Origin of the sequence: Sorangium sp. So ce296 (assembly GCF_051529605.1) — a bacterium.
Classification (GTDB): domain Bacteria; phylum Myxococcota_A; class Polyangia; order Polyangiales; family Polyangiaceae; genus Sorangium; species Sorangium cellulosum_D.
Genome location: NZ_CP150325.1, coordinates 9,792,387 through 9,818,879 on the forward strand (window position 1 = coordinate 9,792,387; position 26,493 = coordinate 9,818,879).

The 26,493-nt window shown below is 71.5% G+C and carries 21 protein-coding genes; 8 read left to right on the top strand and 13 right to left on the bottom strand.

The genetic code is table 11. From position 1 onward, the window contains the following. Positions 1-32 precede the first annotated feature (32 nt). Genes WME98_RS36295 through yjfF form a run of 3 tightly spaced genes read left to right on the top strand, consistent with a single transcriptional unit; the run spans position 33 to position 3,639 of the window. Positions 33-1,556, top strand: a complete 1,524-nt coding sequence (locus WME98_RS36295) for a sugar ABC transporter ATP-binding protein (protein ID WP_437946223.1) — start codon at positions 33-35, stop codon at positions 1,554-1,556. Continuing rightward, positions 1,553-2,611: an ABC transporter permease gene (locus tag WME98_RS36300; RefSeq protein ID WP_061628528.1), complete on the top strand. Its 1,059-nt coding sequence runs from the start codon at positions 1,553-1,555 to the stop codon at positions 2,609-2,611. Before WME98_RS36295 ends, WME98_RS36300 begins: the two co-directional genes overlap by 4 nt. After that, complete coding sequence (gene yjfF, locus WME98_RS36305) at positions 2,611-3,639, top strand: galactofuranose ABC transporter, permease protein YjfF (protein WP_437954058.1); 1,029 nt, start codon at positions 2,611-2,613, stop codon at positions 3,637-3,639. The genes WME98_RS36300 and yjfF overlap by 1 nt, the downstream gene beginning before the upstream one ends. Positions 3,640-3,728: 89 nt before the next feature. On the opposite strand, the gene WME98_RS36310 is transcribed toward yjfF, so the two are convergent. From WME98_RS36310 to WME98_RS36340, 7 genes are all read right to left on the bottom strand, one after another. After that, complete coding sequence (locus WME98_RS36310) at positions 3,729-4,820, bottom strand: S41 family peptidase (RefSeq protein ID WP_437946225.1); 1,092 nt, start codon at positions 4,818-4,820, stop codon at positions 3,729-3,731. Positions 4,821-4,831: 11 nt separating this feature from the next. Continuing rightward, positions 4,832-5,506 carry a DUF3540 domain-containing protein gene (locus WME98_RS36315; protein ID WP_437946227.1) on the bottom strand — a complete coding sequence of 225 codons (675 nt, stop codon included), beginning with the start codon at positions 5,504-5,506 and terminating at the stop codon, positions 4,832-4,834. 10 nt (positions 5,507-5,516) lie between these two features. After that, the gene (locus WME98_RS36320; RefSeq protein ID WP_437946229.1) at positions 5,517-7,253 is read right to left on the bottom strand and encodes a pentapeptide repeat-containing protein; all 1,737 of its coding nucleotides are present in this window, start codon (positions 7,251-7,253) and stop codon (positions 5,517-5,519) included. Then, positions 7,250-9,676, bottom strand: coding sequence for a DUF2169 family type VI secretion system accessory protein (locus WME98_RS36325; protein WP_437946230.1), 2,427 nt, complete (start codon positions 9,674-9,676; stop codon positions 7,250-7,252). The genes WME98_RS36320 and WME98_RS36325 overlap by 4 nt, the downstream gene beginning before the upstream one ends. Positions 9,677-9,700: 24 nt before the next feature. Continuing rightward, on the bottom strand, positions 9,701-10,795 hold the full coding sequence (locus tag WME98_RS36330; protein ID WP_437946232.1) for a hypothetical protein: 1,095 nt from the start codon (positions 10,793-10,795) through the stop codon (positions 9,701-9,703). A 47-nt stretch (positions 10,796-10,842) separates the two neighbouring features. After that, positions 10,843-12,096 carry a hypothetical protein gene (locus tag WME98_RS36335; protein ID WP_437337242.1) on the bottom strand — a complete coding sequence of 418 codons (1,254 nt, stop codon included), beginning with the start codon at positions 12,094-12,096 and terminating at the stop codon, positions 10,843-10,845. A 173-nt stretch (positions 12,097-12,269) separates the two neighbouring features. Further along, complete coding sequence (locus WME98_RS36340; protein ID WP_061621761.1) at positions 12,270-13,391, bottom strand: DUF4419 domain-containing protein; 1,122 nt, start codon at positions 13,389-13,391, stop codon at positions 12,270-12,272. Positions 13,392-13,927: 536 nt separating this feature from the next. Between WME98_RS36340 and WME98_RS36345 the strand changes: the two genes are divergently transcribed. Continuing rightward, on the top strand, positions 13,928-14,674 hold the full coding sequence (locus tag WME98_RS36345) for a Bax inhibitor-1/YccA family protein (protein WP_437946234.1): 747 nt from the start codon (positions 13,928-13,930) through the stop codon (positions 14,672-14,674). A 157-nt stretch (positions 14,675-14,831) separates the two neighbouring features. After that, positions 14,832-15,230, top strand: coding sequence for a cupredoxin domain-containing protein (locus WME98_RS36350; RefSeq protein ID WP_061621763.1), 399 nt, complete (start codon positions 14,832-14,834; stop codon positions 15,228-15,230). Positions 15,231-15,272: 42 nt separating this feature from the next. On the opposite strand, the gene WME98_RS36355 is transcribed toward WME98_RS36350, so the two are convergent. Continuing rightward, the gene (locus tag WME98_RS36355) at positions 15,273-15,812 is read right to left on the bottom strand and encodes a hypothetical protein (RefSeq protein WP_437946236.1); all 540 of its coding nucleotides are present in this window, start codon (positions 15,810-15,812) and stop codon (positions 15,273-15,275) included. A 446-nt stretch (positions 15,813-16,258) separates the two neighbouring features. Between WME98_RS36355 and rplC the strand changes: the two genes are divergently transcribed. Both rplC and WME98_RS36365 read left to right on the top strand, forming a co-directional pair. After that, positions 16,259-16,960 (top strand): 50S ribosomal protein L3, encoded by a 702-nt coding sequence (rplC, locus tag WME98_RS36360; RefSeq protein ID WP_437946238.1) that lies wholly within the window; start codon positions 16,259-16,261, stop codon positions 16,958-16,960. An 85-nt stretch (positions 16,961-17,045) separates the two neighbouring features. Continuing rightward, the gene (locus WME98_RS36365; RefSeq protein ID WP_020734394.1) at positions 17,046-17,663 is read left to right on the top strand and encodes an SAM-dependent methyltransferase; all 618 of its coding nucleotides are present in this window, start codon (positions 17,046-17,048) and stop codon (positions 17,661-17,663) included. Positions 17,664-17,676: 13 nt separating this feature from the next. Here the strand turns inward: WME98_RS36365 and WME98_RS36370 are convergent, their stop codons facing one another. After that, on the bottom strand, positions 17,677-18,738 hold the full coding sequence (locus WME98_RS36370) for an NAD(P)H-dependent flavin oxidoreductase (RefSeq protein ID WP_437946239.1): 1,062 nt from the start codon (positions 18,736-18,738) through the stop codon (positions 17,677-17,679). A 110-nt stretch (positions 18,739-18,848) separates the two neighbouring features. Between WME98_RS36370 and WME98_RS36375 the strand changes: the two genes are divergently transcribed. After that, entirely contained in the window at positions 18,849-19,751 is a 903-nt protein-coding gene (locus tag WME98_RS36375; protein WP_437946240.1) for a LysR substrate-binding domain-containing protein, read from the top strand. 135 nt (positions 19,752-19,886) lie between these two features. Here WME98_RS36375 and WME98_RS36380 read toward each other — a convergent pair whose 3' ends face one another. From WME98_RS36380 to WME98_RS36395, 4 genes are all read right to left on the bottom strand, one after another. After that, complete coding sequence (locus WME98_RS36380) at positions 19,887-21,071, bottom strand: acyl-CoA dehydrogenase family protein (RefSeq protein WP_437946241.1); 1,185 nt, start codon at positions 21,069-21,071, stop codon at positions 19,887-19,889. Between the two features lie 72 nt (positions 21,072-21,143). Then, the gene (locus WME98_RS36385; protein ID WP_437946242.1) at positions 21,144-23,090 is read right to left on the bottom strand and encodes a L,D-transpeptidase family protein; all 1,947 of its coding nucleotides are present in this window, start codon (positions 23,088-23,090) and stop codon (positions 21,144-21,146) included. Positions 23,091-23,332: 242 nt separating this feature from the next. Beyond that, positions 23,333-25,183: an SUMF1/EgtB/PvdO family nonheme iron enzyme gene (locus WME98_RS36390; protein ID WP_437946243.1), complete on the bottom strand. Its 1,851-nt coding sequence runs from the start codon at positions 25,181-25,183 to the stop codon at positions 23,333-23,335. A gap of 510 nt (positions 25,184-25,693) precedes the next feature. Beyond that, entirely contained in the window at positions 25,694-26,491 is a 798-nt protein-coding gene (locus WME98_RS36395) for a creatininase family protein (protein ID WP_437946245.1), read from the bottom strand. Positions 26,492-26,493: the final 2 nt, after the last annotated feature.

Sequence of the window (26,493 nt, forward strand, 5' to 3'; positions counted from 1 at the left end):
AGCTCGGCGCGGAGACCGGACGGAGGAGTGCGATGATGAGCGACGCCCTGCCCATGCTCGAGATGAAGGCGATCTCCAAGCGGTTCTCCGGAGTGCAGGCGCTCCAGTCGGTCGACTTCCGCCTGCTGCCGGGAGAGGTGCACTCCCTCATGGGGCAGAACGGCGCCGGCAAGTCGACCCTGGTCAAGGTCCTCACCGGCGTCCACACCGCGGACAGCGGGCACATCCTCCTCGAAGGCCGGGAGATCAGGCCGACGAGCCCGCTCGAGGCGCAGAAGCTCGGCATCAGCGCGGTGTTCCAGGAGGTGAACCTCTGCACCAACCTGTCGGTCGCCGAGAACATCTGCCTCGGCCGGGAGGGCTCGAGCCCTTACGCCCTCCGGTGGGGGGAGATGCACCGGAGGGCCGCCGCCGCGCTCGAGGATCTGAACGTTCACATCGACGTCACCGCGCCGCTCTCCGACTTCTCGCTCGCCGTCCAGCAGATCGTCGCGATCGCCCGCTCGCTGACCGCCCGGGCCAAGATCCTCATCCTCGACGAGCCGACGTCGAGCCTGGCCGAGGACGAGGTCCGGGTGCTGTTCTCGATCATCCGGCGCCTCAAGGCGCAGGGGATGGCGATCCTGTTCATCTCGCACTTCCTCGATCAGCTGTTCGAGATCTCCGACCGGGTCACGGTGCTGAGGAACGGGCAGCTGGTCGGCGAGTACCCGATCGCCGAGCTGTCGCGGATGCAGCTCATCACGCGGATGGTGGGGCGCGAGGTCCAAGACGAAGGTCCTAGCCGGTCCGCGCGCCCCCGGGCGGAGCGGCCGGCGGGCGGAGACGCGCCGCTCTTGCGGACGCGCGGGCTGGGCAAGAAGGGCTCGGTCCAGGACATCGACATCGAGGTGAGGGCGGGGGAGGAGCTCGCCCTCGCGGGCCTCCTGGGCGCCGGGAAGACGGAGACGGCGCGGCTCCTGTTCGGGGTCGACCAGGCGGATCAGGGCACCATCGAGATCGACGGCGCCGAGGCGCACATCCGCTCGCCGCTCGACGCGATCGCGCACGGGATCGCGTTCTGCCCCGAGGACCGGAAGGCCGAGGGCATCATCGGCGACCTCTCGGTGCGCGAGAACATCGTCCTCGCCCTCCAGGCGAAGCGCGGCATGTTCCGCAACCTGTCCCGGGCTCGACAGGACAGCATCGCCCGCGGCTACATCGAGCGGCTCGGCATCGCGGCGGCCGACGCGGAGGTGCCCATCTGCAAGCTGAGCGGCGGGAACCAGCAGAAGGCGCTCCTCGCCCGATGGCTGGCGACCGATCCGCGCATGCTCATCCTCGACGAGCCGACCCGCGGCATCGACGTGGCGGCCAAGGGGGAGATCATGGGCCGGGTCATGGAGCTCTGCGATCGGGGCATGGCGGTGGTGCTCGTCTCCTCGGAGATGGCCGAGGCGCTGCGCTACGCGGACCGGGTCGTCGTCCTGCGGGACCGGCGCCAGGTGGCGGAGCTCGACGCGGGCCAGACCGACGAGCAGGGGGTGTACCAGATCATCGCGGGAGGGCACGCGTGAGCGCGGCGGCGGCTTCCCTGCGCCGGCTCGCCGGGAGGAGCATCTCCTTCCCGCTGGCGATGCTCGGCCTGCTCCTCCTGTTCAACCTCATCAACAACCCGCAGTTCTTCGCGGTCACGGTCAAGGATGGCCACCTGTACGGCAGCGTCATCGACATCCTGAACCGCGCGTCGCCGCTCATGATCATCGCCATGGGGCTCACCCTGGTGATCGCCACCCACGGGATCGACATCTCCGTCGGCGCGGTCGTCGCCATCTCGGGCGCGGTCGCGGCCGCGCTGATCGGCGGCGAGCTCTCGATGAGCGGCGGGGCCGGCATGGCGGACGTGACCCAGGTCCCGCTGCCGCTCGTGCTCGCCGGCGCGCTGGGCGCGGCGGTGGCCTGCGGCATGTGGAACGGCGCGCTGGTGTCGATGGTCGGCATGCAGCCGATCATCGCGACCCTGATCCTGCTCGTCACGGGCCGGGGCATCGCCCAGCTCATCACGGGCGGCCAGATCATCACGATCTACTACAGCCCTTACCACGCCATCGGGAACGGCTTCTTGCTGGGCATCCCGGCGTCGCTGTTCATCGTGGCGGGCGTGGGCGCCGTCCTCGGGCTCCTGGCCCGCAAGACCGCGCTCGGCATGTTCGTCGAGGCGATCGGCATGAGCCCGGTCGCCTCGCGGCTCGCCGGGATCCGGGCGCGCTCGATCACCTTCGCCTGTTATGCGGTGTGCGGCCTGTGCGCCGGCATCGCGGGGCTGATCGTGAGCTCGAACGTCAAGAGCGCCGACGGCAACAACGCGGGCCTGCTCTTCGAGCTCGACGCCATCCTGGCGGTGGTCCTGGGCGGGACGTCGCTCGCCGGGGGCAAGTTCACGCTGGCGGGGAGCGTCGTCGGCGCCCTCATCATCCAGACGCTCACGACCACGATCTACGCCGTCGGCGTCCCGCCCGAGGTCAACCTCGTGGTGAAGGCGCTCGTCGTCTTCGTGGTCAGCATCCTGCAATCGCAGAAGGTCAGGGGCCTCCTTGGGAGGCAGCGGGCCGGGAGAGTGGCCGTTCCATGATGGACACCGCAGCCGTGACGGGCAACACCGCAACCGTGACCAGGCCGTCGCTCCGGTTGAGCCCGAGGCACCTGCCCCTCGCCGTCACCATCGGCCTGTTCGTGCTCATGTTCGGCGCCGGATCTTGCCTGTTCGACGGGTTCTTCTCGCTGCAGGTGTTCCTCAACTTCTTCATCGACAACGCGTTCCTGGCGATCGCGGCCGTCGGGATGACGTTCGTCATCCTCTCTGGCGGGATCGACCTCTCGGTCGGCTCGGTCATCGCGCTGACCACGATGGTCTCGGCGTCGCTCGTCGAGAAGCACGGCGTCAGCCCGGCGGCGGTCATCCCGCTCGTCCTGGCCATGGGCGCGGGCATCGGCCTCGCGATGGGGGTGATCATCCACTACTTCGAGGTCCAGCCCTTCATCGTCACGCTGGCGGGCATGTTCCTGACCCGCGGGCTCTGTTACCTCATCAGCATCGACTCGATCACCATCCACGACGGCTTCTACGTCGCCGCCTCGTCGCACCGCATCCCGTTCCTGTTCGACACGTCGATCACCTGGAACGTGATCATCGCGCTCGTGCTGTTCGCCGCGGCGATCTACCTCGCGCACTACACGCGCTTCGGTCGCACCGTCTACGCGATCGGCGGCAACGAGCAATCCGCCATGCTCATGGGCCTCCCGGTGGGGAGGACCAAGGTGCTCATCTACACCTTGAGCGGGTTCTGCTCGGCGCTGGCGGGCGTCGCCTTCACGTTCTACATGGTGTCCGGCTACGCGCTGCACGCCGGCGGGATGGAGATGGACGCCATCGCCGCCGTCGTCATCGGCGGCACCCTGCTGACCGGCGGCTTCGGCACGGTCGTCGGGACCCTGTTCGGCGTGCTCATCTACGGCACCATCCAGACCCTCATCATGTTCGAGGGCACGCTCAGCTCCTGGTGGACCAAGATCGTCGTCGGGCTCCTCCTGCTGTTCTCCTGCCTGCTGCAGCGGCTCTTCGAGCGGCGCCTGGCCGGCGGGACGCCGAAGAGGCCATGAGAGCGATACCGGCGAGATGCGGTATCGCTCCCATGGCCGGACCTGCGCCGGAGCCAGCTACGACTTGAACGGGTAAAGCCTCGGACGGCTCACGGATTCGAGGTGACCCCGGCGAAGAGCTGGGCAATCGACGGCGGCACCCCGTCCGGCGCAGTCGCCTCGCTCCCCAGCTCGACGTCCGGCCGGACGCCGACGCCGTGGATCGCCTCCCCGCCCGGCAGGACCATCATCGCCGCCGGCGCGAGCACCGGCGCGCGCTCCGCCGGATCGACCGCGACCTTCAACGCCGTCCCCTTGCCGTACGTCCGCTCCCCCGCGACGATCGCCCGCCCGTGCCACTGCAGGCTGCCGGCGAAGAGCTCCGCCGCGGACGCCGTCGCGGCATCCACCAGGATCCACAGCGGCGCGCGGCACGGGTTCCGGTGGCTCGACCGGTGCACGATCTCGTCGCCGTCCGCGTCGATCGCCCGCGCGAGGACGCTCCCCGGCTCCAGGAAGTCGCCCGCGAGCTCGAGGGACGCCGTGAGCTCCCCCCCGGGGTTGCCGCGCAGGTCGAGCGCGAGCGTCTCCAGCCCCGCCGCCTCGAGCGCGCCGAGCGCCGTGTGGACCCGGGCCGGCACGTCCAGCGAGAACCGGTGGATGCGCAGGTAGCCGACCCCCGGCGCGATCCAGGCGCTATCGACGACGGGCGACGCGCTCCCGCAGGGATGCAGCGACGCGACAAGCGCATCGAGGTCTGCCACGTGCGCAACGCCGGCCGGACGGGCGTCGCGCGCGCTCCCGGCGCTCTCCGCGCTGCCCGCGTTGTAGCCGACGCGTGAGTTGTTCAGGCTCGGGAGCAGCTGGGCGCCGACGGGGCAGTTGAAGTTGTTGCCCATCCTCGGCGACAGGTGCGTCGTCACCGGAAGGCCGTTGATGATGACCTTGATATAGCCGAACGTGTGCCGCCCTTGCCCCATGAACGTCGGGTGCAGCGTGCCCAGCTGGTCGCCCAGCGTGATCGGGCTGAACGACGCCAGGTTCAGGGCGGGCGCCATCGAGAACCACACGTTGGGCGAGAACGGGAACATCGTCGCGTTCGGGTGGAAGTTGAAGAAGGGGTACGGGCCGAGCATCGGCGACAGGCACACGTCCGGAAGACCGGCGCTCATGCCGACGGCCTTGTTGTTCGGGGGGAGCATCGCGTGGCCTCCTAGCCCAAGAGGATCTGCTTGCCGTTCACCGTGACCGTCTCCTCGGTCAGGATCGTGGCGTTCTTCGCCTTCGTGAACGAGGTCTTCTCCACCACCGTGTGCGACTCGCTGGCCTGGACGCTCAGGAGCGCGCTCACCCGCTGGTAGACCGACGTGAACTTCTGGACCACGGCGTCGGCCACCATCCGGATCTTGCCGGCCTGCACCTCGAGCTCCGGCCCCCGGATCTCGACGCCCTTGTCGCCGCACAGCGAGAGCGCGCCCTCCCGCGCGTGCACCGCCACGTCGCCCTGGAGCGACAGGACCGACCGCCCCCGCCCGTGGAGCACGCCGATCGCGTAATACGCGTCGTCCCGCCCGATGACGAGCAGCGTGTCGTCCAGCGCGGGCTCGTAGGGCAGCGCGAGCGCCATCTGGACCGCGACCGGCTGGCCGCCCGGCAGCTCCACCGCGATCGCGCCCGCCTCCGCCGAGGTGACCCGCGCCGGGCCCAGGTACTCCCGCGGGAGCGCCGCGGCCGGGCCCGCCTCGCCCTCCGCCGCGGCGCCGGCCCGCGCCAGGCCGATCCTGGGCAGCTCGGCGCCCCGGCCGCGCGCGGCGTGCTCCTCGCCCCCCGGCGCGTCCACCCGCACGGCCGCCGCGCGATCGCTCTCCTTCATGGCTCCCATCGACATGGCTCCTCCTCTACGAGCGCCGCTCAGGCGGCATCCAGGCCTCGGCCTCCAGCCGGTCCACGTCCGTGCGCCTCGCCGTGGCGAGGTTCGCGTCGAGATAACGCGCCTTCTCGTCGCGGATATGGTGCAGGTTCGCCCACGTCAGATCCGCGCCGGTGAAGTCGGCGCCGGTGACGTCCGCGTGCGAGAAGTCCGCGTAGTTCGCCCTGACGCCCACGAACAGCGCCCCGGCCGCGCGGGCCTCGGTCAGCAGCGACTCCCGGAGATCGGACCCCGCGAGGTTCGCCCCCGCGAGATCGGCCTTCACGAAGATCGCGTTGCGGAGCATCGCCTGCGTCAATACGGCCCCGGCGAGGGTGCCCTCGCCGAAGAAGGCGGCCTTCGCCATGGCGCCCGACAGGGTGGCGTGCCGCAGGTTCGCCTCCTTGAAGTTCGCGTTGGCCAGGATGGCGCCCTCCAGGCGGGTGCGCTCCAGGTTGCACGCGGTGAAATCGCAGTTCGACAGGTCGCACCCCGACAGGTCCATCCCCGAGAGGTTGCCGAGCGCGAAGAAGCACCGCGAGATGGTCAGTCCGGCGAGCGACGTGCGGGTCAGGTCCACGCCGGAGAAGTCCACGCAATCGAAGATCGCCTTCTCGAAGCGGATGCCCTCCACGCGGGCGAGCCGCAGCGTGGTCTGCGAGACGAGCGCGCGGGTCAGGTCCGCGCCCGAGAGGTCCGCCCGCTCCAGGACGCAGCGCACGAGCCGCGACCCGGACAGGTTCGCGCCGGAGAGGTCGGCCTCGGTGAAGACGACCATCTCGAGGTCCTTGCCCGAGAGATCCGCGCCCGGCAGCCGCGCCCCGTACAGCATGCACGACCTCAGCGTCGCGCCCCGGAAATCCGCGCCGGTGAGGTCGCAGTTCGCGAGCGTCGTCTGGTCGAGCGTCGCGCCCCGGAAGCTCGCGCCGCGGAGGTTCGTGCCCTGGAGCGACGACAGCGTGAGGTTCGCGTTCTCGAAGCTCACCCCGGCGAAGTCCATCTCCTCCAGCGCCGCGCCCGCGAGGTCCGCGCCGGAGAGATCGATTCGGCCGAGGCGCGCGCCGTCGAACACGGCCTTCGTGAGCTTCTTCGGGAGCACGGCCTCCCGGAGATCGGCCTTCAGGAACACCACCGTGTCGAGCTCGGCGCCCGAGAGATCGGCCCGCCGGAGGCTCGCCTCGGCGAACGTCGAGCCCTCGATCCGCGCCTGCACCAGCGAGGCGCCCGAGAGGTCCGCCCGCGCGAACGAGGCGTGCGCGAGCGTCGCGCCGTCGAGCGAGGCGTCCGTGAGGTCGGCGAGATCGAGCCGCGCGTTCGACAGGGTCGCCCCCGAGAGCTCCGCCCCCGCGAGCCGCGACTCGGCCAGGTTGGCCCCCTGGATCCGCGCGCCGCTCAGGTTGGCGCCGGCCAGCTGGCCGCGGACCAGGTGGGCCCCCGCGAGGTTCGCGCCGGAGAGGTTCGCGCCCGAGAGATCGCTCTGGGCCACGGCGGCCCCCTCGAGATCGGCGCCCGACAGGTCCGCGCCGCGGAGCCCGCACCAGGCGATCTGCGCCCCGCGGAGGTCGGCGCCCGACAGGTCCGCGCCGTCCAGCTGCAGCCGGCCGAGCTTCGCGCCGCGCAGCCGCGCCTTGCGGAGGTCGGCGCCCCGCAGGTCCATCTCCCCGAGCGCCCGGCCCTCGAGCGCCTCGCCCGCCTGGACCCGCGCCTTCAGCTCGTCCGGGGTCATCGATCCCGCTCCAGCGTCGAGCGCTTCAGGTTCGCCCCCCGGAAATCGCAGCCGGAGCCGGCGGTCTCGTAGAACTTGGCATCGTAGAGGTTCGCATCGACGAACTTCGCCTCCGGGACGAGCGCCTTGTGCAGGTCCGCGTCGAACAGGTTGGCGCGCGTGAAATCGGCCCGCGTGAGGTTCGCCCGGAAGAACCGGGCGCCGCGCGCGTTGGCGCCGAAGAAGCTCGCCCCGTCGGCCACGGCGTCGGTGAAGTGGGCGCTCGTCAGCACGGCGAGCCTGAGATCCGCGCCGGTGAGGTTCGCGCCCATCCACACGCTGCCCTCGCCGCGCGCGCCCGTGAACACGGCCTTTCGCAGATCGGAGCCGGAGAAGCTCGCGCCGGCGAGGGTCGCGCCCGCGAACGTGGCCGAGGCCGCGCTCGCCTTCGACACGAAGCACCGCGCGAGCGACGCCTGGGACAGGTCCGCGCGCTCGAGCACGGTGCCCTCCAGGTACGCCGCGGTCCACCTCGCCTCCCGCGCGGTGGCCCCGGTCATGTCCGCCCGCGAGAAGACGATCTGCGCTCCCTGGCTCTCCGAGAGATCGGCGCCCATGAGCCGCGCGCCGTCGAACGAGGCGCCCTCCAGCGTGGCGCCGCGGAAGACGGCGCGCTCGCCCCACGCGCTCTGGAGCGTCGCGTGGCTCAGGTCCGCGCCCGTGAAGTCGGCGTCGCGCACGTCGGCGTCGAACAACACCGCCTGCTTCAGCGTCGCGCGGGCGAGCTTCGCGCCGCGGAGGTTCGCGCCCGTGAGGATGGCGCCGGTGAGGTTCGCGCCGGTCAGATCGACGCCGCTCAGGTCCTGCTCGCTCAGGTCCTGGCCGGAGAGGTCGCTCCCCGGCCCGGGCTGCCCCGGCGGCCGCGGCGGGGCCGCGGACAGGCCCATCGCCGCGAGCTTCGAGTCGCTCGCGAGCTTGTCCCACGCCGCGAGCGCCGGGACCTGCGCCCCGCGCGCGGCCGCCAGCGACTTCGCCTCCTCCACCGCCCGCGCGACCCGCCGGAAGGCGGTCCGGAGCTGCGCGTCGGTCACCGCGGGCCGCGCGTCCGCGCTCGGCGGCGGGAGGGCCTGCGACGACCGCGGCAGGTTGCGTAGCGCGTCGGCGATCACGCCGCCGAGGGCCTTCCCCCCCGGCACGGCGATGCCCGCGAGCCCCGCCATGGCCCGGCGGATCTTGTCCTGCTGCGGCTTGGCGGCGTCGCCGAGCCGCGCCTTGAGCAGCGCCGACAGCGGGTCGAGCCCGGACGCGTCCGGCGGCGCCGCCTCGTCGCCCTTCCGCGCCAGCGCCTGGAGGGCCTTCCACTCCTCCTTGAGCTCCGGCGCGATCTGCTGCTCGATCTCGAGCGGATCGGCCTCGAACCGCTCGAGGATCTCCCGGTAGTGCTCCGGCGGCGGCGACGGCCCGTCGAGCGGCTCGGAGGCGACGAGCGTGGTGGTGAGCGAGAGATCGTCGTCGGTCACCTCGGTGAGGCCTCGCCAGGTGAGGTACAGGGCCTCCTTGTCCAGGTCGGCGAGCAGCGTGTCGAGGTGCACCGGCACCTCGCGGAACCCGCGCTCCGCGTCCTTGACGAAGACGCGGATCCTGAGCCCCGGGAGCCGCGACCGGAACACCTCCGCGTCCGGGTGGAGGTTCTGGAACAGGAGCTCCTCGTCCCCGCGCAGGTAAGGGAGCCACTGATCGGGCCGAGCGGCGTTGAAGAACGTCCAGTCGAAGTCCTCGGCGTAGTACGGCGCCCGCTTCTCGCGGTACGACTTGCCGTACTGCTTGCCGACCTTGGCGCGCCGGTCGGGCCGATGGGGCGACAGCGGCCCGAAGCCCGCGGGGGCCGGCCGGTCCGAGCGCGACAGCAGGAGATCGTCCGCGTTCTCGACGTTGGGGAGCTCGCGTGTCCCGTGGCCTTTGCCCACCGGGTTCAGCGGGTGTTCGGGCCCGCCGAAGCTGTACCGATCGCCGAGGGGCATCCGGTCGAAGGGGACCGGATCGCTCATGGCCGGCCCGAGGAGGCCATCCATCCACACCCGATCGCCGACCACGCGCAGGATCTTGGACCACGATCCGACGCCGAACCGCACCGGACACTCGGTCATGCGCGCCTTGCCCGGCGTGTGGCAGGTGCCGAGCAAGAGCACGTCCGCGTGCGGCTTGAAGTCGGCGAGATCGCTCGGATACAGGCACTCGCCGGTCATGTCGTGGTCGTCGTCGCGGAACACGTCGCCGAGCAGCGTCCCCTGCGCGAGCGCCGGGTGGCCTTCGGGCAGGGAGAGCGGCGCTCCGGGCCGCAGCGTGAACTTCGCTCGGACGATCAGGGTCATCTCCGGCTGGGGTGGCCGGCGCGAGGTGACCTTGCTGCCGAAGAGGAACGGGGTGAGGTTCTTGTTCGCCATCCGTGGGTTCGCCGCGCTCCTGCGTCACACGAGGAGGTGGACCGCCGCGATGTTCGTGCGGACGGGCGCGGCCTTGCTCCGGTCCAGGGAGATCTTCTCGCGCGAGGGCCCCATCGAGAGCGAGGGGCCGACGCTGGCCTCGAGGGTCGCGGTCACGCTGACGGACGCCTCCAGGCCGACCGTCGCGTCGACCGTCGCCCCGACCGAGAGGGTCGCCTCCCCGCCGAGCGTCGCCTCGATCATCGCCCCGAGGACGACCTCGTTCACCACGCCGAGGTTGATCGTGGTCTCGATCCCGTCGACGACGGTCTTGCTGTTGCCCTGCGTGTAGGAGTCGGCGTCTCCGTACATCTCATCCTCGGTGTCGGCGCGGGTCTCCGAGATGATCTTGTCGGCGGTGGTCTTGTTCTTGATGGTCCCGGCCTTGGTGGTGTCCGAGATGGTCTCTTCGACCGTGGTGGTGGACGAGATCGACCCGGCCTTCATCGTATCTTTCGACGGCCCCTCGACGGTCGTCTCGTCGGTCATCGTCGTGACGTGCGTCTTCGACACCATCGCCTCCGCCCAGGTCTCCTCGTGGATCGAGGGCACCGGCAGCTTCGCCGAGCCGGTATAGGACGAGATGCTCTTCGCCCACGTCCTGGAGACGATCGTGGGGTTCTCGGTCATCACCGACGGGTAGTCCTCGATCGGCGTCGGCGTGTCCGGGTCGCCGGTGCGGCTCACCAGCTTGCCGCCGTAATGGTACTCGTACGAGTCGCCGTGGTAGGTCGAGTGCACCTCGCCCTTGACGGTCGTCTCGCGGATCCGCCGCTGGCCGCGGGGGCCCTTCACGATCTCGATATCGCTCCGCCCCTGGAAGGTGATGCCGCCCTGCTTGATGCGCCCTTCCTCCACCTCCGAGCTGGCCTTGAACTCCCTTCGACCGAGGACCGTCATCGAGTAGGTGCCCCCGATGATCTCGATCTTGTCGCCCCGGGTGGTCGTGATCCGGTTGCCGTCGGTCTCGTCCCGCCACGTGTAATCGTCTTCGGGCGTCGCGCCGATGCGCAGGTACGACGACATCCCCTCGCTGAAGTCGGGGACGTGGAGGATCGCGTATTTGCCATCGCCGGCCATGGGAGCTCCGTATCCGGTGGGCGCGTCGAGCGGGGTGCTCGCCGCCCTCAGAAGAAGAGATTGAACGCCGAGAGGACCTTGTGCGTGAGCGCGATCTCGGTCTTGCTGGCGTGGAGCTCCACGCCGGCCGTCCCCACCTCGAGCTTGGGGCCGACGGAGAAGTCGACGCTCGCGGTCATGCTGAGCTCCACCTTGGCGCCGACGGTCACGTCGAGGGAGCCCCCGGCCGTGAACGTCACCTCGCCGCCGAGCGTCGTCTCGATCATCGCCCCGAGGACGACCTCGTTCACGACGCCGAGGTTGATCGTCGTCTCGATCCCGTCGACCACGGTCTTGCTGTTGCCCTGCGTGTAGGAGTCGGCGTCTCCGTACATCTCGTCCTTCGTGTCGGCGCGCGTCTCCGAGATGATTTTGTCCGCGGTGGTCTTGTTCCGGATCGTCTTCGCCGTGGTCGTGTCCTCCATGGTCCCGTCGACCGTGGTGGAGGACGTGATCGACTCGGCCTTCATCGTGGACACCGACGCTTCCTTGACGGTCGTCTCGTCGGTCATCGACTTGGCGTTCGTCTTCGAGACCATCACCTCCGCCCAGGTCTCGTTCGTGATCGTGGGGACCGGCAGCTTCTCCGAGCCGGTGTAGGACGAGATGCTCTTCGCCCACGTCTCATCGATGATCGTCGGGTTCTCCGTGGGGATCGACTGGGGGGAGGGCGGGTTCGTGTCGTCGATGTAGTCGTCGGTGACCTGCAGCGTGGGGAACGTGTCGGTGCCCGTCTGGCTCTGCTTGATCTTGCCGTAATAATAGTCGTAGACGTCGCCGTGGTAGGTGGTGCGCACCTCGCCCTTGACGGTCGTCTCGACCACCTTCCACGTGCCGCCGTAGTTCTGCACCCACTCGATGGTGGTGCCGCCGCCGAAGGTCTCGCTGACCTCGGTGAGGTGCCCTCCCGAGATGTCCCAGCCGGCCTGGTGCTCGCCGCGGCCGAGGATGAGCAGGCGGTAATTGCCCCCGATCACCTCGACCTTGTCGCCCTTGGTCGTCGAGATCCGGTTGCCGTCCGAGTGATCGCGCCAGCCGCCCTTCGTGTGCAGCTTCGCCGTCTCGGCCTGGCGCTCGCCCTCGGGCACGAAGTCGGGCGAGCCGTCGCGCTTGCGCGTGTCGTCGGTGAAGGTCTGAATCCGCTCCGCGAGGTCGTCGCCCGCGCTCTCGCCGAGGGGCGCGGCGGCCCCGAGGCGCAGGTACGACGGCTGCCCGCCGTTCAGGTCGGGGACTTCGAGTAGCGCGAACTTGCCTCCGGGCACTGGAGCCTCCGTGTCGAGCGTGATGGACGACGCATGGCGTCGCCCCGTGGCGGGCTCCCTATCCTAGGTCACGGTGCGCCAGCCGTCCATGCAGAACCGCCCGGAGCGTTCCCGCCTCGAGCCCCGCGCGGTCGATCGGCATGTGCGCATGCGCGCATGCGCCGGCGCGCGGCTCAGGAGGCCTCGGCGGGGCGCTCTGCGGCAGACTCGGCTGCTTGGTGCACCACGGCCCACACGAACTCGGGGATGAGCGCGAGCGAGTGCGGGTCCTGCGTGACGCCGATCAGGCCGCTGATGAACTCCATGGGGTGCGGCCGGCGGCCCCCGTCGACGAAGCGAAGCTGGGCGCTCGTCAGGCCGGGCGGTATCTCGGAGAGCCCGGGCCCTTGCGGGTTGCCGAGCCCCCCGAGCGCGTCGCTGCGGGACTCCGCCGTCAGCCACCGCTCGTGCCAGCTCTCGATATAGGGGTTCGGGGCGAAGTAGTCGTTGGGCCAGGCGCGCAGGTAAGGAAACAGCACGTGGATCCACCCCGTGAGCTCGTCCGCCGGGTTCTCGTAGCGGAAGAACGCGCGCCAGAACGACCTGTCGGCGCGCCCCTCCGACGAGGCGGCGATCTGGTCGAGCACGGGCAGGAGGGCGCGCGTCCAGCGCTCCTGTCCGACGGCGCCGAGCATCGCCACGCGCTGGCGCACCCAGCGCCAGTCGTCGGAGGTGCCGAGCAGGTACACGCGCGGGATGCCGCGCTGCGGGTACACGAGATCGCCCGGGAACGGCGGCTCCCAGTCGAAGTGCGGCGCGAGCGGGGTCGCCACCGTGAGCTCCGAAGACACCCGCTCGACAGGACCCGTGGTGGAGAAGTTGGCTGTCACGAGATCCCGCAGCGTCCCGACCCGCGCTGAAACCTGCCTGGAGAAATCCGGAAACAACGCGGGCCACGGGTTCACCTGGCCGAGGTTGAAGTCGGGCCGCTCGACGACGAGCGCGAAATCGCGGTCTTCCGCGAGGAAGCGGCGCCGCTGCTCGTCGCTCGCGGCGAGGTGGAGCGTGAAGCCGCGCGCCAGGCAGAACCAGACAACGTCGGGCGAGATCACGAGGGGATAGCGCTGGGTGAAGGCGGTATAGGCCGCCTGGACGAGCGGGTGCAGGTCGGTGCGCCCGACGAGCGGCAGCCGGTGCCGGTAGGACGCCTCGATCGGCGCGACCAGCAGGCTTTGCACGGCGGCCTCGCTGTCGAACCCCGGTAAGGGCGCCGTCGCTGGCTCGACCTCCGCGACGGCGATCGTCGTAACGTTCATGACCCCTCGTCCTCCTGGCCCGGCGCGACGCCGTCGTGATCTGGCGCGTTTCTTTCGTACACGAGCGTGCCGCGCGCGACAACCTGCCGGCTCGCGCGGCCCACGCCGGCCTCGCGGCATGAAACCGCCGCCTTCGCGGGATGAAACGGAGCGGTCACGGAGGCTCGCTGCGCGACGGCGACTCGCCTCGCGATCAGGACGAGCGCACCGGCCAGGGCGCGCCTCGGACGTGGGGACGTGGGCCGCCTCGGGCCGGCGCGGCGCTGCCGGCGCCGCCGGCGCCCGCCCAGGTGAGTGGCGCGCGGCGCGTGGCGACGGCGCGCGGGCGATGCCGTGGGCATGTGATTTTTTGCGGATGGCGGATGGTTGTGGGCGTACTGTGGGCGTGGTGTGCGCGTAAGATCGCGCGTAAATCGCGCGCGGATTGCCGGGCGTTGGTGGGCCTCGTCGCAGCGGTGTTGCACGTCCGTGGCGAATGGTGCACGACTAGACGCTCGCGCAGCCGCTTCGATCGGCTTGAAGGAGGAGCGCAGCAGATGAGTTCACGCCAGGCGGGTTCGTACGTGGCGGGGGCACCGCCCAACGCGAAGGCGGCGCTGCGGATCGACTTTCTGAAGAAGGTCTATGGGCTCTTCACGGCGAGCCTTGTCGTGTCGTCCCTGGGCGCCATGTGCGCGCTCTACATCGGGGCGCCGGACGCGGAGGAGGCGGCCGCGGGGGGCCCGATGCCGCCGCTGGTGGAGCTCTTCGCGAGCCACCCGATCCTCTCGATGCTCATCGTGTTCGCCGTGATGTTCGGCGCCCGCGCGGTGCGCCGCGTCCCCGGCGTCAACGTCCTCGCGCTCTTCGGGATGGCGGCGATCCTCGGGGTCACCACGGCGCCTGCGCTCTACATGGCCCAGGTGGCCGCGGGCCTCGGCGGCACCCTGTCGTCGGCCCCGGTGCGGGACACGTTCATCCTGACGGTCCTCACGTTCGGCAGCCTCACGCTCGGTGTCCTCCTCTCGAAGGAGGACCTGTCGTTCCTGGCCAGCGGGCTCGTGATGGGCGCCATGGTCGTCCTCGGCGCCATGCTCCTCAACGCCCTGCTCGGGAGCACGCTCCTCGGGCTCGCGATCGCCAGCGTGTCGGTGCTCGTGTTCGGGGGATACGTCCTCTACAACACGTCGCGCCTGCTCCACTCGGACGAGCAGGATCCCGTGGGCGGCGCGCTCGACCTCTACCTCAACTTCATCAACCTCTTCTCGTCCATTCTGCAGATCCTCTCGGGCCGCCACTTCTGACGGCCGCCCTCGCATCGCGCGCGCCGGCGCGCGATGCGATCTACGCTCCGCCGTTGCGTTGCGTTGCGCCGCTCCGCGGCCGCGTGCGCGCCCAGGGCGGATGCCCGGGGGGGCGCGGCTTGACGTTCCCTGGGCGCCGGGTAAGAACGCGCGGACCATGCGTCGCCCGCTCTTCGCCGCCGCGCTCGCCCTCCTCCTGTCGTCGCCGCTCGCCGGCGCTGCTTGCAGCAAGCCCGTCGAGGAGACGAAGGCGGTGGCGGCCGCCGAGCTCGCCGCGCCGGCGGGCGTGAAGCGCATCGACATCGCCGTCAACGACAGCGGCTTCTCCCCGTCGACGATCGAGCTCAAGAAGGGAGAGCCGGTGGTGCTGCGCTTCACGCGGACGACGAAGAGCGAGTGTCTGAAGGCGATCGCGATTCCCGATCTCAAGGTCGAGAAGGACCTGCCGCTCAACACGCCGGTCGAGGTGGCCATCACCCCGGAGAAGGAAGGGAAGATGGTGCTTCAGTGCTGGATGGCGATGGTCAAGGCGACCATCAACGTGGTCGGCTCGTGACGCGGCCGCGCCCTCGTCGGGGCGCGGCGCCGCGCGGACCGGTCAGAGGATGAGCCAGAGCTCGGCGTCGTAGCGCCGCGCGCCGCCGGCGTCCCGCGCCGCGCGGCGCGTCCCCGAGGCGGGTGCCTCGGCGCGGCCCGGCTCGGCGGGGGAGCCGGCGGCGCGCGCCGCCGGCGCGGCGGCGCGCGCCATGTCGACGCGCGCCGCCGGCGCGGCGGCGTGCGCCAGGTCGGCGCCCGCGGCGGCGCAGCGGGCCACGGCGAAGCGCAGCATCTCGCGCACGTCGCTCGCGGCGAGCATGCCGTTCGTCCGGTGGCGCGCGAACGCGGCCGCGCGCTCGACGCACGCGGCGCAGGGCGCCGACTCCGACCTGAACCTGAAGAGCAGCGTCCCTTCGGGCCACCCGAGCGCCGTCGCCTCGATGCTCACCACGACGAACGCGCCGTCACGGACCACCTGCGTGCCGCCCACCCCGGCGCCGCCCTCGCCGGCGCCGGGAGCCCCGCCCCTCAGCAGGAACCAGTAACGATCCATGAGGCGCTCGACGCCGCGCGGCTCACCGTGAGCGATGATGTCTGTCATCCATGACCTCCGACGTCAGAATTTGAGGCCCGCGCCTCGGAGCGGCGACGCCGGGGAGGGTCAGGAAATGTCCGGAGAGACGGACAATGTCCGGGCGGCCTCGGCTGCGGCGGCGCGCGCCTCGCCCTGCGCTCACCGCGCCTCGCCCCGCGCTCACCGCGCGGCGGCACCCTCAGGGACGGCGCGCCGCGCTCATGGGCGGCTGCCGCGCCCGCGGTGGCTCAAAAAGTGAGGCGGACCACGTCTGAAGCGGAAACTTTCGCTTCCTTTTGGGCTTGCCGTGAGTAAGCTCTGCGCCCCCCAACGCACCCGGCGGGCGACCGCCCCGGTTCTTCGCTCCGAACCGGCTCGTGACCGAGGCGTGCCGAGGGGATCGCGCCCGCGGCGTGCCGCGCGCGCGGAGGCAGTCCGAGCCACCCCAGACGGAGCGAAGAGGCAACCGCATCATGAATCAGCATCCCGGCATCATCGGCAAGAAGATCGGCATGACGCAGATCTTCAGCGAGACGGGCGAGGTCCTGCGCTGCACGGTCGTGCAGGCGGGCTGCGTCGTCGTCGGCAAGCGCACGCTCGAGAAGGACGGCTACAGCGCGCTCGTCCTCGGCCTCGGCGAGCGGGCGGAGAAGCACACGACGAAGCCGCTCGCGGGCGCGTTCAAGAAGGCGGGGCAGACGCCGAAGCGCGTCGTGCGCGAGCTGCGCTGCTCCCCCGAGCACGCGGCGAAGTTCGAGCTCGGGCAGGCGCTCAAGGTCGACGAGATCTTCGAGGTCGGCCAGCGCGTGGACGCGCAGGGCCGCTCGCGCGGCCGCGGCTTCAGCGGCGTCATCCGTCGGTGGAGCTTCGCCGGCGCGGTGAACTCGCACGGCACCCACGAGTACTTTCGCCACGGCGGCTCGATCGGTACGAACATGACCCCCGGCCGCACGCTGCCCGGCCTGAAGATGCCCGGCCACTATGGCGACGAGACGGTGAGCGCGCTCAACCTGAAGATCGCGAAGCTCCTCCCCGAGGACAACCTCATCCTCATCGAGGGCCCGGTCCCCGGCCCGAAGAACCAGGTGGTCACGATCCGTGGCGCCGTGAAGAAGCGCGGCGGCAAGGGGCTCCCCGTGCCGGCGCAGCAGCCGACCAAGAAGAAGGGCGGCTGATCGGCTGATCCACGCGCCGCTGGTGGAGAACGCGCGCCTCTGAGGAAGCGCGCGCGCCCCGCCGGCGGCGCCCTCCGGTCGCACCGTGCCGCAGAAGCCCAAGAACCCGTACAAGCGCCCGGACGCCTTCACGAAGGCGGCGAAGGCGCAGGGCTACCCTGCGCGCAGCGTCTTCAAGCTCGAGGAGATCGATCGCCGGGTGCGGCTGCTCCGCCCTGGCCAGCGCGTGCTCGACCTGGGCGCGGCGCCCGGCTCGTGGTCGATGTACGCGGCGCAGCGGATCGGCGCGGCGGGGAAGCTCCTCGCGGTGGATCTGTCGCCGATCACGGCGGCGTTCGGCCCGCAGGCGACGGTGGTGCAGGGGGACGCGCTGTCGCTGACGAACGAGGCGCTCGCGCAGTTCGCGCCGTACGACGTGGTGCTTTCGGACATGGCGCCCGCGACGAGCGGCAGCAAGATCGCCGACCAGGCGCGGAGCTACGAGCTGTTCATGCGCGCCGTGGCCGTGGCCGAGGCGCTGCTCGCGCCGGGCGGCGCGTTCGTCGGGAAGATCTTCATGAGCGAGGATTTCGTGAAGGCCCGCGACGCGCTGCGGAACCTGTGCGAGGAGGTCCGGAGCATCCGGCCCGAGGGCACGCGGGCGAACAGCGTGGAGATCTTCCTGGTGGGGCTGCGAAGGAAGGCAGCGGGGAAGGCGGGGTAGGGGCGGCGACAGGTCAACAGGCCGCGCCCGGCCAGCTCTCCCGCATCTCCCGCATCAGCGTCTCGACGAGCTCCCGCGCGGGCATCGGGCGCACGAGCGGCGCCCCCTGGCCCGCCCACAGCAGCATCAGGTCCGCGCGCCCCTGCTTGGCGGCCGCCGCGCGGAGGTCGAGCGTCCTCCGGTGCTGCTCCGGGAAGGGCGGCGTTCGCCGGCCCTCGAGCGCCTCGGTGAAGCGGTTCCGGATCGCGCGCCCCGGCCGCCCCGTGAACGCGCGCGTGACGACCGTGCGCAGCGCGGCGTCCGAGCGGAGCGCGGCGCGGTAGGCGGGCGAGATCCCCGCCTCGGGACAGCCGAGGAACGCGGTCCCGAGCTGCGCCCCCGCGGCGCCGAGGGCGCGCGCCGCCGCGATGCCGCGCCCGTTCATGATGCCGCCCGCGGCGAGCACCGGGACGCGGACGTGCGCCGCCACCTGCGGCACGAGCGCCATCGTGCCGACCAGGCCGTCCTCGAACGAGCCGTGGAAGGTGCCGCGATGCGCCCCCGCCTCGGCCCCCTGCGCCGAGATCGCGTCGACCCCCGCCTCCTCGAGCAGCACGGCCTCATCGACCGTGGTCGCCGTCCCGATGACGACGATGGACGCCGCGCGGAGCGCGCGCAGGTGCTCCGGCGCGAGCAGGCCGAAGGTGAAGCTGAACACCGCCGGGCGGCACCGGAGCACCGCGTCGAGCTGCGCCTCGAAGCGCCCCTGGATCTGTGGCGGCGCCGTCTCGCTCGGCAGCCCGAGCTCCGCGCGGAGCGCGTCGAGCACCGGCGCCGTCTCGGCGACGACCTCGGGCGAAGACGGCTTCGGGGCCTGGGGCGCGAACAGGTTCACCGCGAAGGGCGCGGTGGTCCGCGCCCGGATATCGGCGCAGATCGCCTCGATCGCCTGCGGCGTCATGTACGCCGCGCCGACGGAGCCGAGCGCGCCGGCGCGCGACACTTCGGCGACGAGCTCGGGGGTCGTGATCCCGCCCGCCATCGGCGCCTGCACGATCGGATGACGTATGCCGAGGAGGCTCGCAAGTTTGCTCATGACTACGCTCCCGTGGGTTGACTGGCACAGGGGTAGCGCCTTCCATGTATCGCTTGCAGTGATTTGATTTGATGCGAGCCATCGTTCATGGTGATGCCAGAGGCGATGCCATGAACTCGTCCGATCTGCGCGTCTTCGAGGCGGTCGCCCGCACGGGCGGCATCGGCAAGGCTGCGCTCGAGCTGCGCACCGTGCAGTCCAACGTGACGGCGCGGGTGCGTCACCTCGAGGAGGAGCTCGGCGTCCGGCTCTTCGAGCGGCACCGGCGCGGCGTGATGCTGACGGGCGCGGGGAAGCAGCTCCTGCCGTATGCGCTGCAGGTCGGGCGGCTGCTCACCGAGGCGGAGGAGATCGTCCGGCGCGGCGACGAGCCCGTGGGGACGCTCGCGCTCGGCTCGCTGGAGACGACGGCGGCGCTGCGCCTCGCGCCCGTCCTCTCCGCGTACCACCGCGCGCATCCGCGGGTCGACATCGCGCTGCGCACGGGCACGACGGCCAGCCTGACCGCGGACGTGCTGGGGCGCCGGCTGGAAGGGGCGCTCGTCGTCGGCCCCGTACGCCACGAGGAGCTCGTCGAGGAGAAGCTGATCGAGGAGGAGCTCGTCGTCGTGGCGCCCGCCGCGTGGCCCACGTGGGTGCCGCGCGAAGGGGGGGCGAGGATCGTCGTGTTCCGGGCGGGGTGCTCGTACCGCCAGCGGCTCGAGGCGCTCCTCGCGGGAAAGGGGCTCGTGGCGACGCGCCTGCTCGAGTTCGGGACGCTGGACGGAATCCTCGGTTGCGTGGCGGCCGGTATCGGGATCACGATGCTCCCGCGCGCGGTGGTCGCGCGCAGCGCGCTCGGCGCCGATCTCTCGATTCACCCCCTTCCGGCGAACAAGGGGCGTACGGCGACCGTGTTCATCCGCCGGCGCGACGCGCTCGTGTCCGCGGCGCTCGGCGCGTTCCTCGCGCTCGCACGCGCGATCCACGCGCCGGCGCGGCGCTCGGCGGAGCTCGAAAGAGACATGGGGTGACCGCCACGACGAAAGGGAGAGAAGGAGAGAAGAAGATGCGAGAAGCGCTCTTCAGCGCCCTTCTTCCCCTTGTTCTTCCCCCGGCGTCCTCGGCGCCTCGTCGGCTCAGCCCGCTCGGACCGCCCGAAGGCCCCCTCAGAACGCGTTGTGCCCCGTGATCGCGTTCCCGAGGATCAGGCAATGCACCTCGTCGGTGCCCTCGTACGTGTACACGCTCTCCAGGTTGAGCATGTGCCGGACCACCGGATAATCGAGCAGGATCCCGTTCGCGCCGAGCACGCTCCGCGCGGTCCGCGCGATCTTGAGCGCCCAGCCCACGTTGTTCCGCTTGCACAGCGACACCTGCACCGGGCTGATCCCGCCCGCGTCCTTCAGCCGCGCGAAGTGCAGCGCCATGATCTGCCCCTTCGCGATCTCCGTCGCCATCTCCACGAGCTCCGCCTGGATGAGCTGCCGCGACGCGATCGGCTGGCCGAACTGGACGCGCTCGCGCGCGTACGACACGGCCGTCTCGTAGCAGGCGCGCGCGGCGCCGAGCGCCCCCCACGCGATCCCGAAGCGCGCCTGCGTCAGGCAGCCGAGCGGGCCCCTCAGGCCGACCACGCCCGGCAGCACGTTCTCCTCCGGGACGCGCACCTCGTTCAGGACGATCTCCCCGGTCGGGCTCGCGCGCAGGCTCATCTTGCCGTGGATGAGCGGCGTCTCCAGCCCCTTCATCCCCCGCTCCACCACGAAGCCGCGGATCGACTCGGGGCCTCCGTCATCCACCTTGGCCCACACCACGCAGAGGTCCGCGATCGGCGCGCTCGTGATCCACATCTTCGTGCCCGTGAGCACATACGAGCTCCCGTCCTTCCGGGCGCGCGTCTTCATCGAGCTCGGGTCCGAGCCGCTGTCGGGCTCCGTCAGGCCGAAGCAGCCGATCAGCTCGGCCGAGGCCATCCTCGGCAGCCAGCGCTGCTTCTGCTCCTCGGAGCCGTATTTCCAGATCGGATACATCGCCAGCGAGCCCTGGACGCTGACGAAGCTGCGCAGGCCGCTGTCGCCGTACTCCAGCTCCTGCAGCGCGAGCCCGTAAGCGACCGAGTTCATGCCGGCGCAGCCATAGCCGGTCAGCGAGCCCCCGAGCAGGCCGAGCGCGGCGATCTCGGGGATCAGGTCGGTCGCGAACTCCTCCCGCGCGAACAGGTCCGCGGCGCGCGGGAGGTACCGCTCGCGCACGAAGCGGCGGACGGAGTCGCGGACCATGCGCTCCTCGTCGGAGAGCAGCGGATCGATCGCCATGAGCTGATCGAGCGAGACGGGCTCCTGCGTGGCCATGACGCCAGCGTGTAGCGTGCCTTCGGACGGCGCGGAAGACGGAAGGGCAGAGCGCCGGCGCGCGCCGCCGGATCAGGGGCGGATGGAGACGAGCGTGCCCTTCCGCAGCGAGAGCGCGCCGTGCCAGTCGGCCGGCACCTCGGGGGTCGTCCACTCGAACAGCCAGGCGGCGTCGAGCGGCGAGAGGTTCACGCAGCCGTGGCTGCGCGCGGTGCCGAAATCGTCGTGCCAGTAGGCGGCGTGGAACGCGAAGCCCCCGGTGAAGTACTGGACGAACGGCACGTCGCGGAAATCGAAGGGATCCTCTTCCTCCTCGTCGCCATCCATCGTGACGGTGACGTGCTTCGTGTGGATGCGGAACAGCCCCTGGATGGTCGAGCGCGTCGTCTCGGGGTCGCCGAGGCCGTCCGCTCCGGTCGAGACCAGGGTCACGTAGACCGGGCGAGCGCCCTCGTAGGCGACCAGGCTCTGCTGGTTGATCGAGACGTCGATCCACTTGCGCCCGCGCACCGCCCACGCCGGGGTCCTCGGGAGCGGATCGACGCGCACGATGTCGTCGGCGCGGACGAGCGAGCCGTCCCGCGCCTCGAGGTAGTCGACGCCGGCGACGCGCCGGGAGGCGCCGGACAGCGGGATCGCCTCGCGGAAGCGGAGCGGGGCGCGGGCGAGGCCGCCGCGCTCGCCCGGGACGAGGCGCGCGGCGTGGCGGCGCCGGGCGAAGGCGACGGGCAGGGCGACGCCCTCGGGGAGCAGGAGCCCGGAGAAGGCGCTCGGCCGGATGACGCGGGTGCGGTCGAGCGGCAGGACGGTGAGGTCGGTGGTCAGGCCGAAGCGGCGCCCGTCGTGATCGAAGGTCGAGAGCAGCGCGAAGCCGGAGCGCGTGCGGGCGCGGCCGAGGACGAGCGCGTCGGGCGAACGGCGGTCGCCGGCGAGGCCGGGCGCGGGACGGCCGTAGAGCAGGACGGAAGGGGTCGCGTCGGGGGGCGGCGGGGCGACGAAGTCCGGCGCGCGCGCGGCGACCGCGGCGCGGAGCAGGTGCCCGCCGAGGTCGGGCTCGGCGCTGCGCTGCTCGTCCTCGCTCGGCAGGCGCGCGTACAGCGGCGGGGTGGGGGAGCGCGACATCACGTACGTGTAGGGCAGCCCGCCGAGGAGGGCCGCAGCGTCGAGCGCCTCCGGCGCGGCGGGCGCGGTATCGACCGCATGCACGGCATTCGGAGCGGCGTCGCCCGGCTGCATGGCATTCGGGGCGGCCTCGCCCGGCTGCATGGCGGCCAGCGCGACCTCGCCCGGCTGCATGGCATTCGGAGCGGCCTCGCCCGGCTGCACGGCGGTCGGCGCGCTCTCGCCGGCGCTCGGCGCGGCCGGCGCGGCCTCGCCGCGGACGGTCGGCAACGCGGGCAAAGCGAACCGGCGGACCGGGCGGCGCGACGAGGCCTCGACCGCGAGATCGTGGATGTTCAGCGTCGCGCTTGCGCCGATGCAGACATAGCCGCTCGGCTCGATGCGGTACCAGCCCCCGCCGCACGACTCCCTGCCGGACGGCTCCGGCCGGCGCGCGACGATGGCGCCGGCGCGCAGGTATCCGATACGCCGGCTTGTCCAGCGCGGCTCGGCGAAAATCCAGGTCTCCCGGGCGATGCTCGCGAGCTCGTGGACCTCCTCGGCCGCCGTCGGCGAGGTGACCGGAGGCGGATCCAGCTCGGGCAGCCTGTCGGATCCGTCATCCACGAGCTCCGGCGGCAGCGCCGGCAAGGCGAGCGGGTCGCCGCTCGGCGCCGCCGCCTCAGCGCCCGGCACCGCCGTGACGCCCGCGCCGGCCGGCGCCGGGTCCTCCGCGGCGGCCGGGGGCGCCGGGGCAGCGACCGAGGGGGCCGCTCCGGCGAGCGGCGCGGTGACCGCGGATGCGGGCGCAGGCGCGGGCGCAGGCGACGCCGTCGGCTCGGAGGCAGGGCGCGGGCAGCTCACGCTGAGCGTCGAGAACGCCATCGCTGGCAGCAGGAGAAAGCCTCGCACGCGCATGGAGCGCGCGTATCAAGAGGCGCGGGGGAGGGCCAAGTTCGAGGGATTCAGGAGTGCGCGGGCTCGGGAGCGGGCGCCTCGCTGGCCGAGGCGCTCGTCTGGAACTCGCCTCCGCCGGCGGCCCGGCCGCCGGCGGAGGCGAGGGGCCGCCGGCGGAGGCGAGGGGCCGCCGGCGGAGGCGAGGGGCCGCCGGCGGAGGCGCGGGGACCGGCGCGGCGGGCCCGCGCCCGGCGGACGTCAGCTCACAGGTCGCGCGCGCACATCGCGGTGACGTAGTAGCGGCGATCGTCGTTCCGGTAGGAGACCTGATAATCCGTCGTTTGCTTGAACCCGGCGGCCAGGAAGCTGCCGCCGTGCATGAAGCGCGTGGCAGAATTGTTGTCGAGCCGCGAGCAGTCGTTGCAGGGCACCAGCAGCTGATAGATATCCGAGCCGTCGCGGGTGGCCTTGTACGCGTTGCCGGCCAGGTCCATGTGGCCCCAGCGCCCGGTGCCGTTCGGGAATTTGCCGACCTCGGTGAGGTCCCTCTCGCTGCACGGGTAGAGCGAGGGATACGACGTCTTGCAGGCGCCCGCGACGCTTCCGTCGCCCTGGCAGCACCACGAGGCGTCGTCGATCTCGATGTCCTCGACGCTCGTGCCGCCCCAGGGATAGATGCGCTGCTCGTTGCCGCCTGCAGACACGTAGTTGATCTCCGCCTGCGTCGGCAGCCGTCCGCCGTCCCACGCGCAGAACGCGAACAGCTCGTACCACGTCGCGCAGACGATCGGCTTCTTCTCCTCGGCTCCTGGGGTGTTGCTCCACGACGGCCAGTCCCACTGCTCGCAGATGAGCGCCGTCCGGAGCGCGTCCGTGCTGGCCGTGAGCTTCGAGTTCCACGTCGGATCCCAGCCGCTGTTCGGGATCTTCGGGTGGGCGCCCGCGCCGGCGGGCGGCGGGTTGGCCTGCGTCGGGCCGCCGGTCCGCTCGATGTACTGCCGGAAGCGCCCGACCGTGACCATGTACTTGTCGAGGTAGAAGTCGCTGACCGTCGCGGGGTAGCTCGGGTGGTTGAGCCGGTTGAACGTCCCACCCGGGACCGGCAGGGTCGAGCAGCAGTTGTCGCTGCCCGCGAGGCCGCAGTTCGCGCCGGCGCCCGGCGTGTTGCTGCTGCAGCTGATCGGCAGGCCGGGCACGCCGCCCCCGCCTCCGCCGCCGGCACCGCCCGCGCCGCCGGCACCCCCGGCACCGCCCGCGCCGCCGGCACCCCCGGCGCCGCCCGCGCCGCCGGCACCCCCGGCGCCGCCCGCGCCGCCGGCACCCCCGGCGCCGCCGGAGCCCGAGCTGGAAGCGGAGGTGCTGGAAGCGGAGGTGCTGGAAGCGGAGGTGCTGGAAGCGGACGTGCTGGAGGCCGTGGTGCTCGATCCGGAGCCCGTCGCGCTGTCATAACAGACCGTGAGCTTCGGACGCCGCTCATCCCCGACGGCGTTCGTGTTCTCGCTGGTCCGGATATCGGTGGTATTCGCGGTCTGCTCGAAGAGAACGCCGTTGTTCGCGACGGTGCCGTTCACCCAGCTCTGCACGAGGTCCGTGATGCTGACCGTCTGGTAGCCGTAGGCGAATCCCCCGCTCGTCGTGATGGTCCCGAGGACCCCAGGATCCCATGCCTCCGCGTGCGTGCTCCACTTCGCGGTGGTCTCCTCCCAGGGCAGCGTGACCCGGTGTACGCGGACCACCTCGGCGGTCGCACCGCCGAGGTTCACGGCGAGGTTCGCCGAGATGATGCTGGCGTCAGAGGGAATGGACGAGAGGTCGAACGCCATCAGCCCGAACATCCGCGTCGGGGTCGCCGCGGAGGTCATGCCAACATTCATGTTGGGACCATTGTCCGCATAGCTGCGAGACGACTCATGGATGGTCACATCCTTGACCGTGCCCGTCGTCCCGGCGCGCTGGAGCGTCACGCAGGTCGTCACCGCCTGCTGCGCTTCGTCGACGAGCTCGTCGCCCGCGCCCGGCCCGCCGACGCACCCGGCGGCCGCCGCGCCGGACGCCGCGGCGAGGTAGGCCAGGAGAAGATGCCGATTCCCGCTCACGAACGTGCGATTCCTCATGATGCTCTCCGATCCGCATCGCCGGGCGAGCCCGCCAGCGAGGCCAATAGTGACGCCGTCGCGCTGGAGCGCCAGAGAGCGCCCCCGCCAAACTCATTCTCTGCCTGCGCGCCGTGAGTGATCACCTATGTCAGGCCAACGGTCGGATCGTTCTGGGTTCGATCAGCGCGCGAGGAAAACGATACCGTTGTACGTCTTTAAAAGGAATACGTCAATCGCGAATCGAGATTTGTGATGAGAAACCTTGTGAGAGCACGAGTCGTGTTGAGACAAAAAGAGACATTATTGCGCCAATCGCCAGCGCTTGTCGAGCCCCCGCCTGCTCATTTTTGTGATGCCGCTCACGGGCGCGTCCTCGGGCTACCCGGGCTGCCAGGACTTGCCGGGGCGCGCGGCGCACTGGTGGAATTTTACCGGCAAGGTGCGTGTGCGCGGGGGTGAGGAGGCAGGCCTGATTGCCTCTGCCTACCCGCGTGCCAGTCTGACCACTTACCTGTTCAGGCCGCTAAATCACGCGCTGCTGCCCTGCCCAGGCGCGGAGTCGGGGCCGGCGGCCCTGGAAAGGCCCTCTTCGACCTCGGTGACGATCATCGCCGCGAGGAGATCGAGCAGCGCGAGGCCCTCGTCCTCCGAGGCCGCGCGCGGAGCGCCGGTGTAGGCGGCGTCCATACCCAGGTCGCTGAACCGCTTCACCCCTGCCTTGATGCCCTCCGACAGGCTCACCTCGAGATCGGGCAGGCCCAGGGCGATGTCCCTCCGGACGAGCGCGGGGGCCGCGGCGAGGACGAGCGAGGTCTCGTAGCGGCCGGCGTGACAGGCGCCGCTCCGGAACTCGGCGGAGAGCGTCCGCGCCCAGCGGCGCGCGAGGGGGCAGGCCACCGAGCCGCGGCCCGGGGGCAAGTCGCTCACGGAGGCGCGCACGGCGCGGTCGTGCTCCGGCTCAAGGTGGTTGTTGATGAAGCAGACGTGGGCCAGGCCGGCCGACAGGTAGGCCTCCGCGACCGCGCGCAGGAAGGCGGTGAGCGCGGGCGCCGGGATCGAGATCGCGCCCGCGAAGCCCGCCGCGAAATCGGTGACGCCGTAGCCGACGGGCGGCGCGAGGAGCGCGGCGACGCCCCGCTCCCAGAGCCGCAGGCCGGCACGCTCGGCCGCGGCCTCGCCGATGAGCGTGTCCGTCCCGAGCGGCAGGTGCGGGCCGTGCGGCTCCACCGACCCGACCGGCACGAGCGCGACGCACGGCGCGCCGCCCGACAGGAGCGCGGCGAGCTCGGCCGTCGTGAGCTCGGCGAGGCGCGGCGCGGGCTGCACGC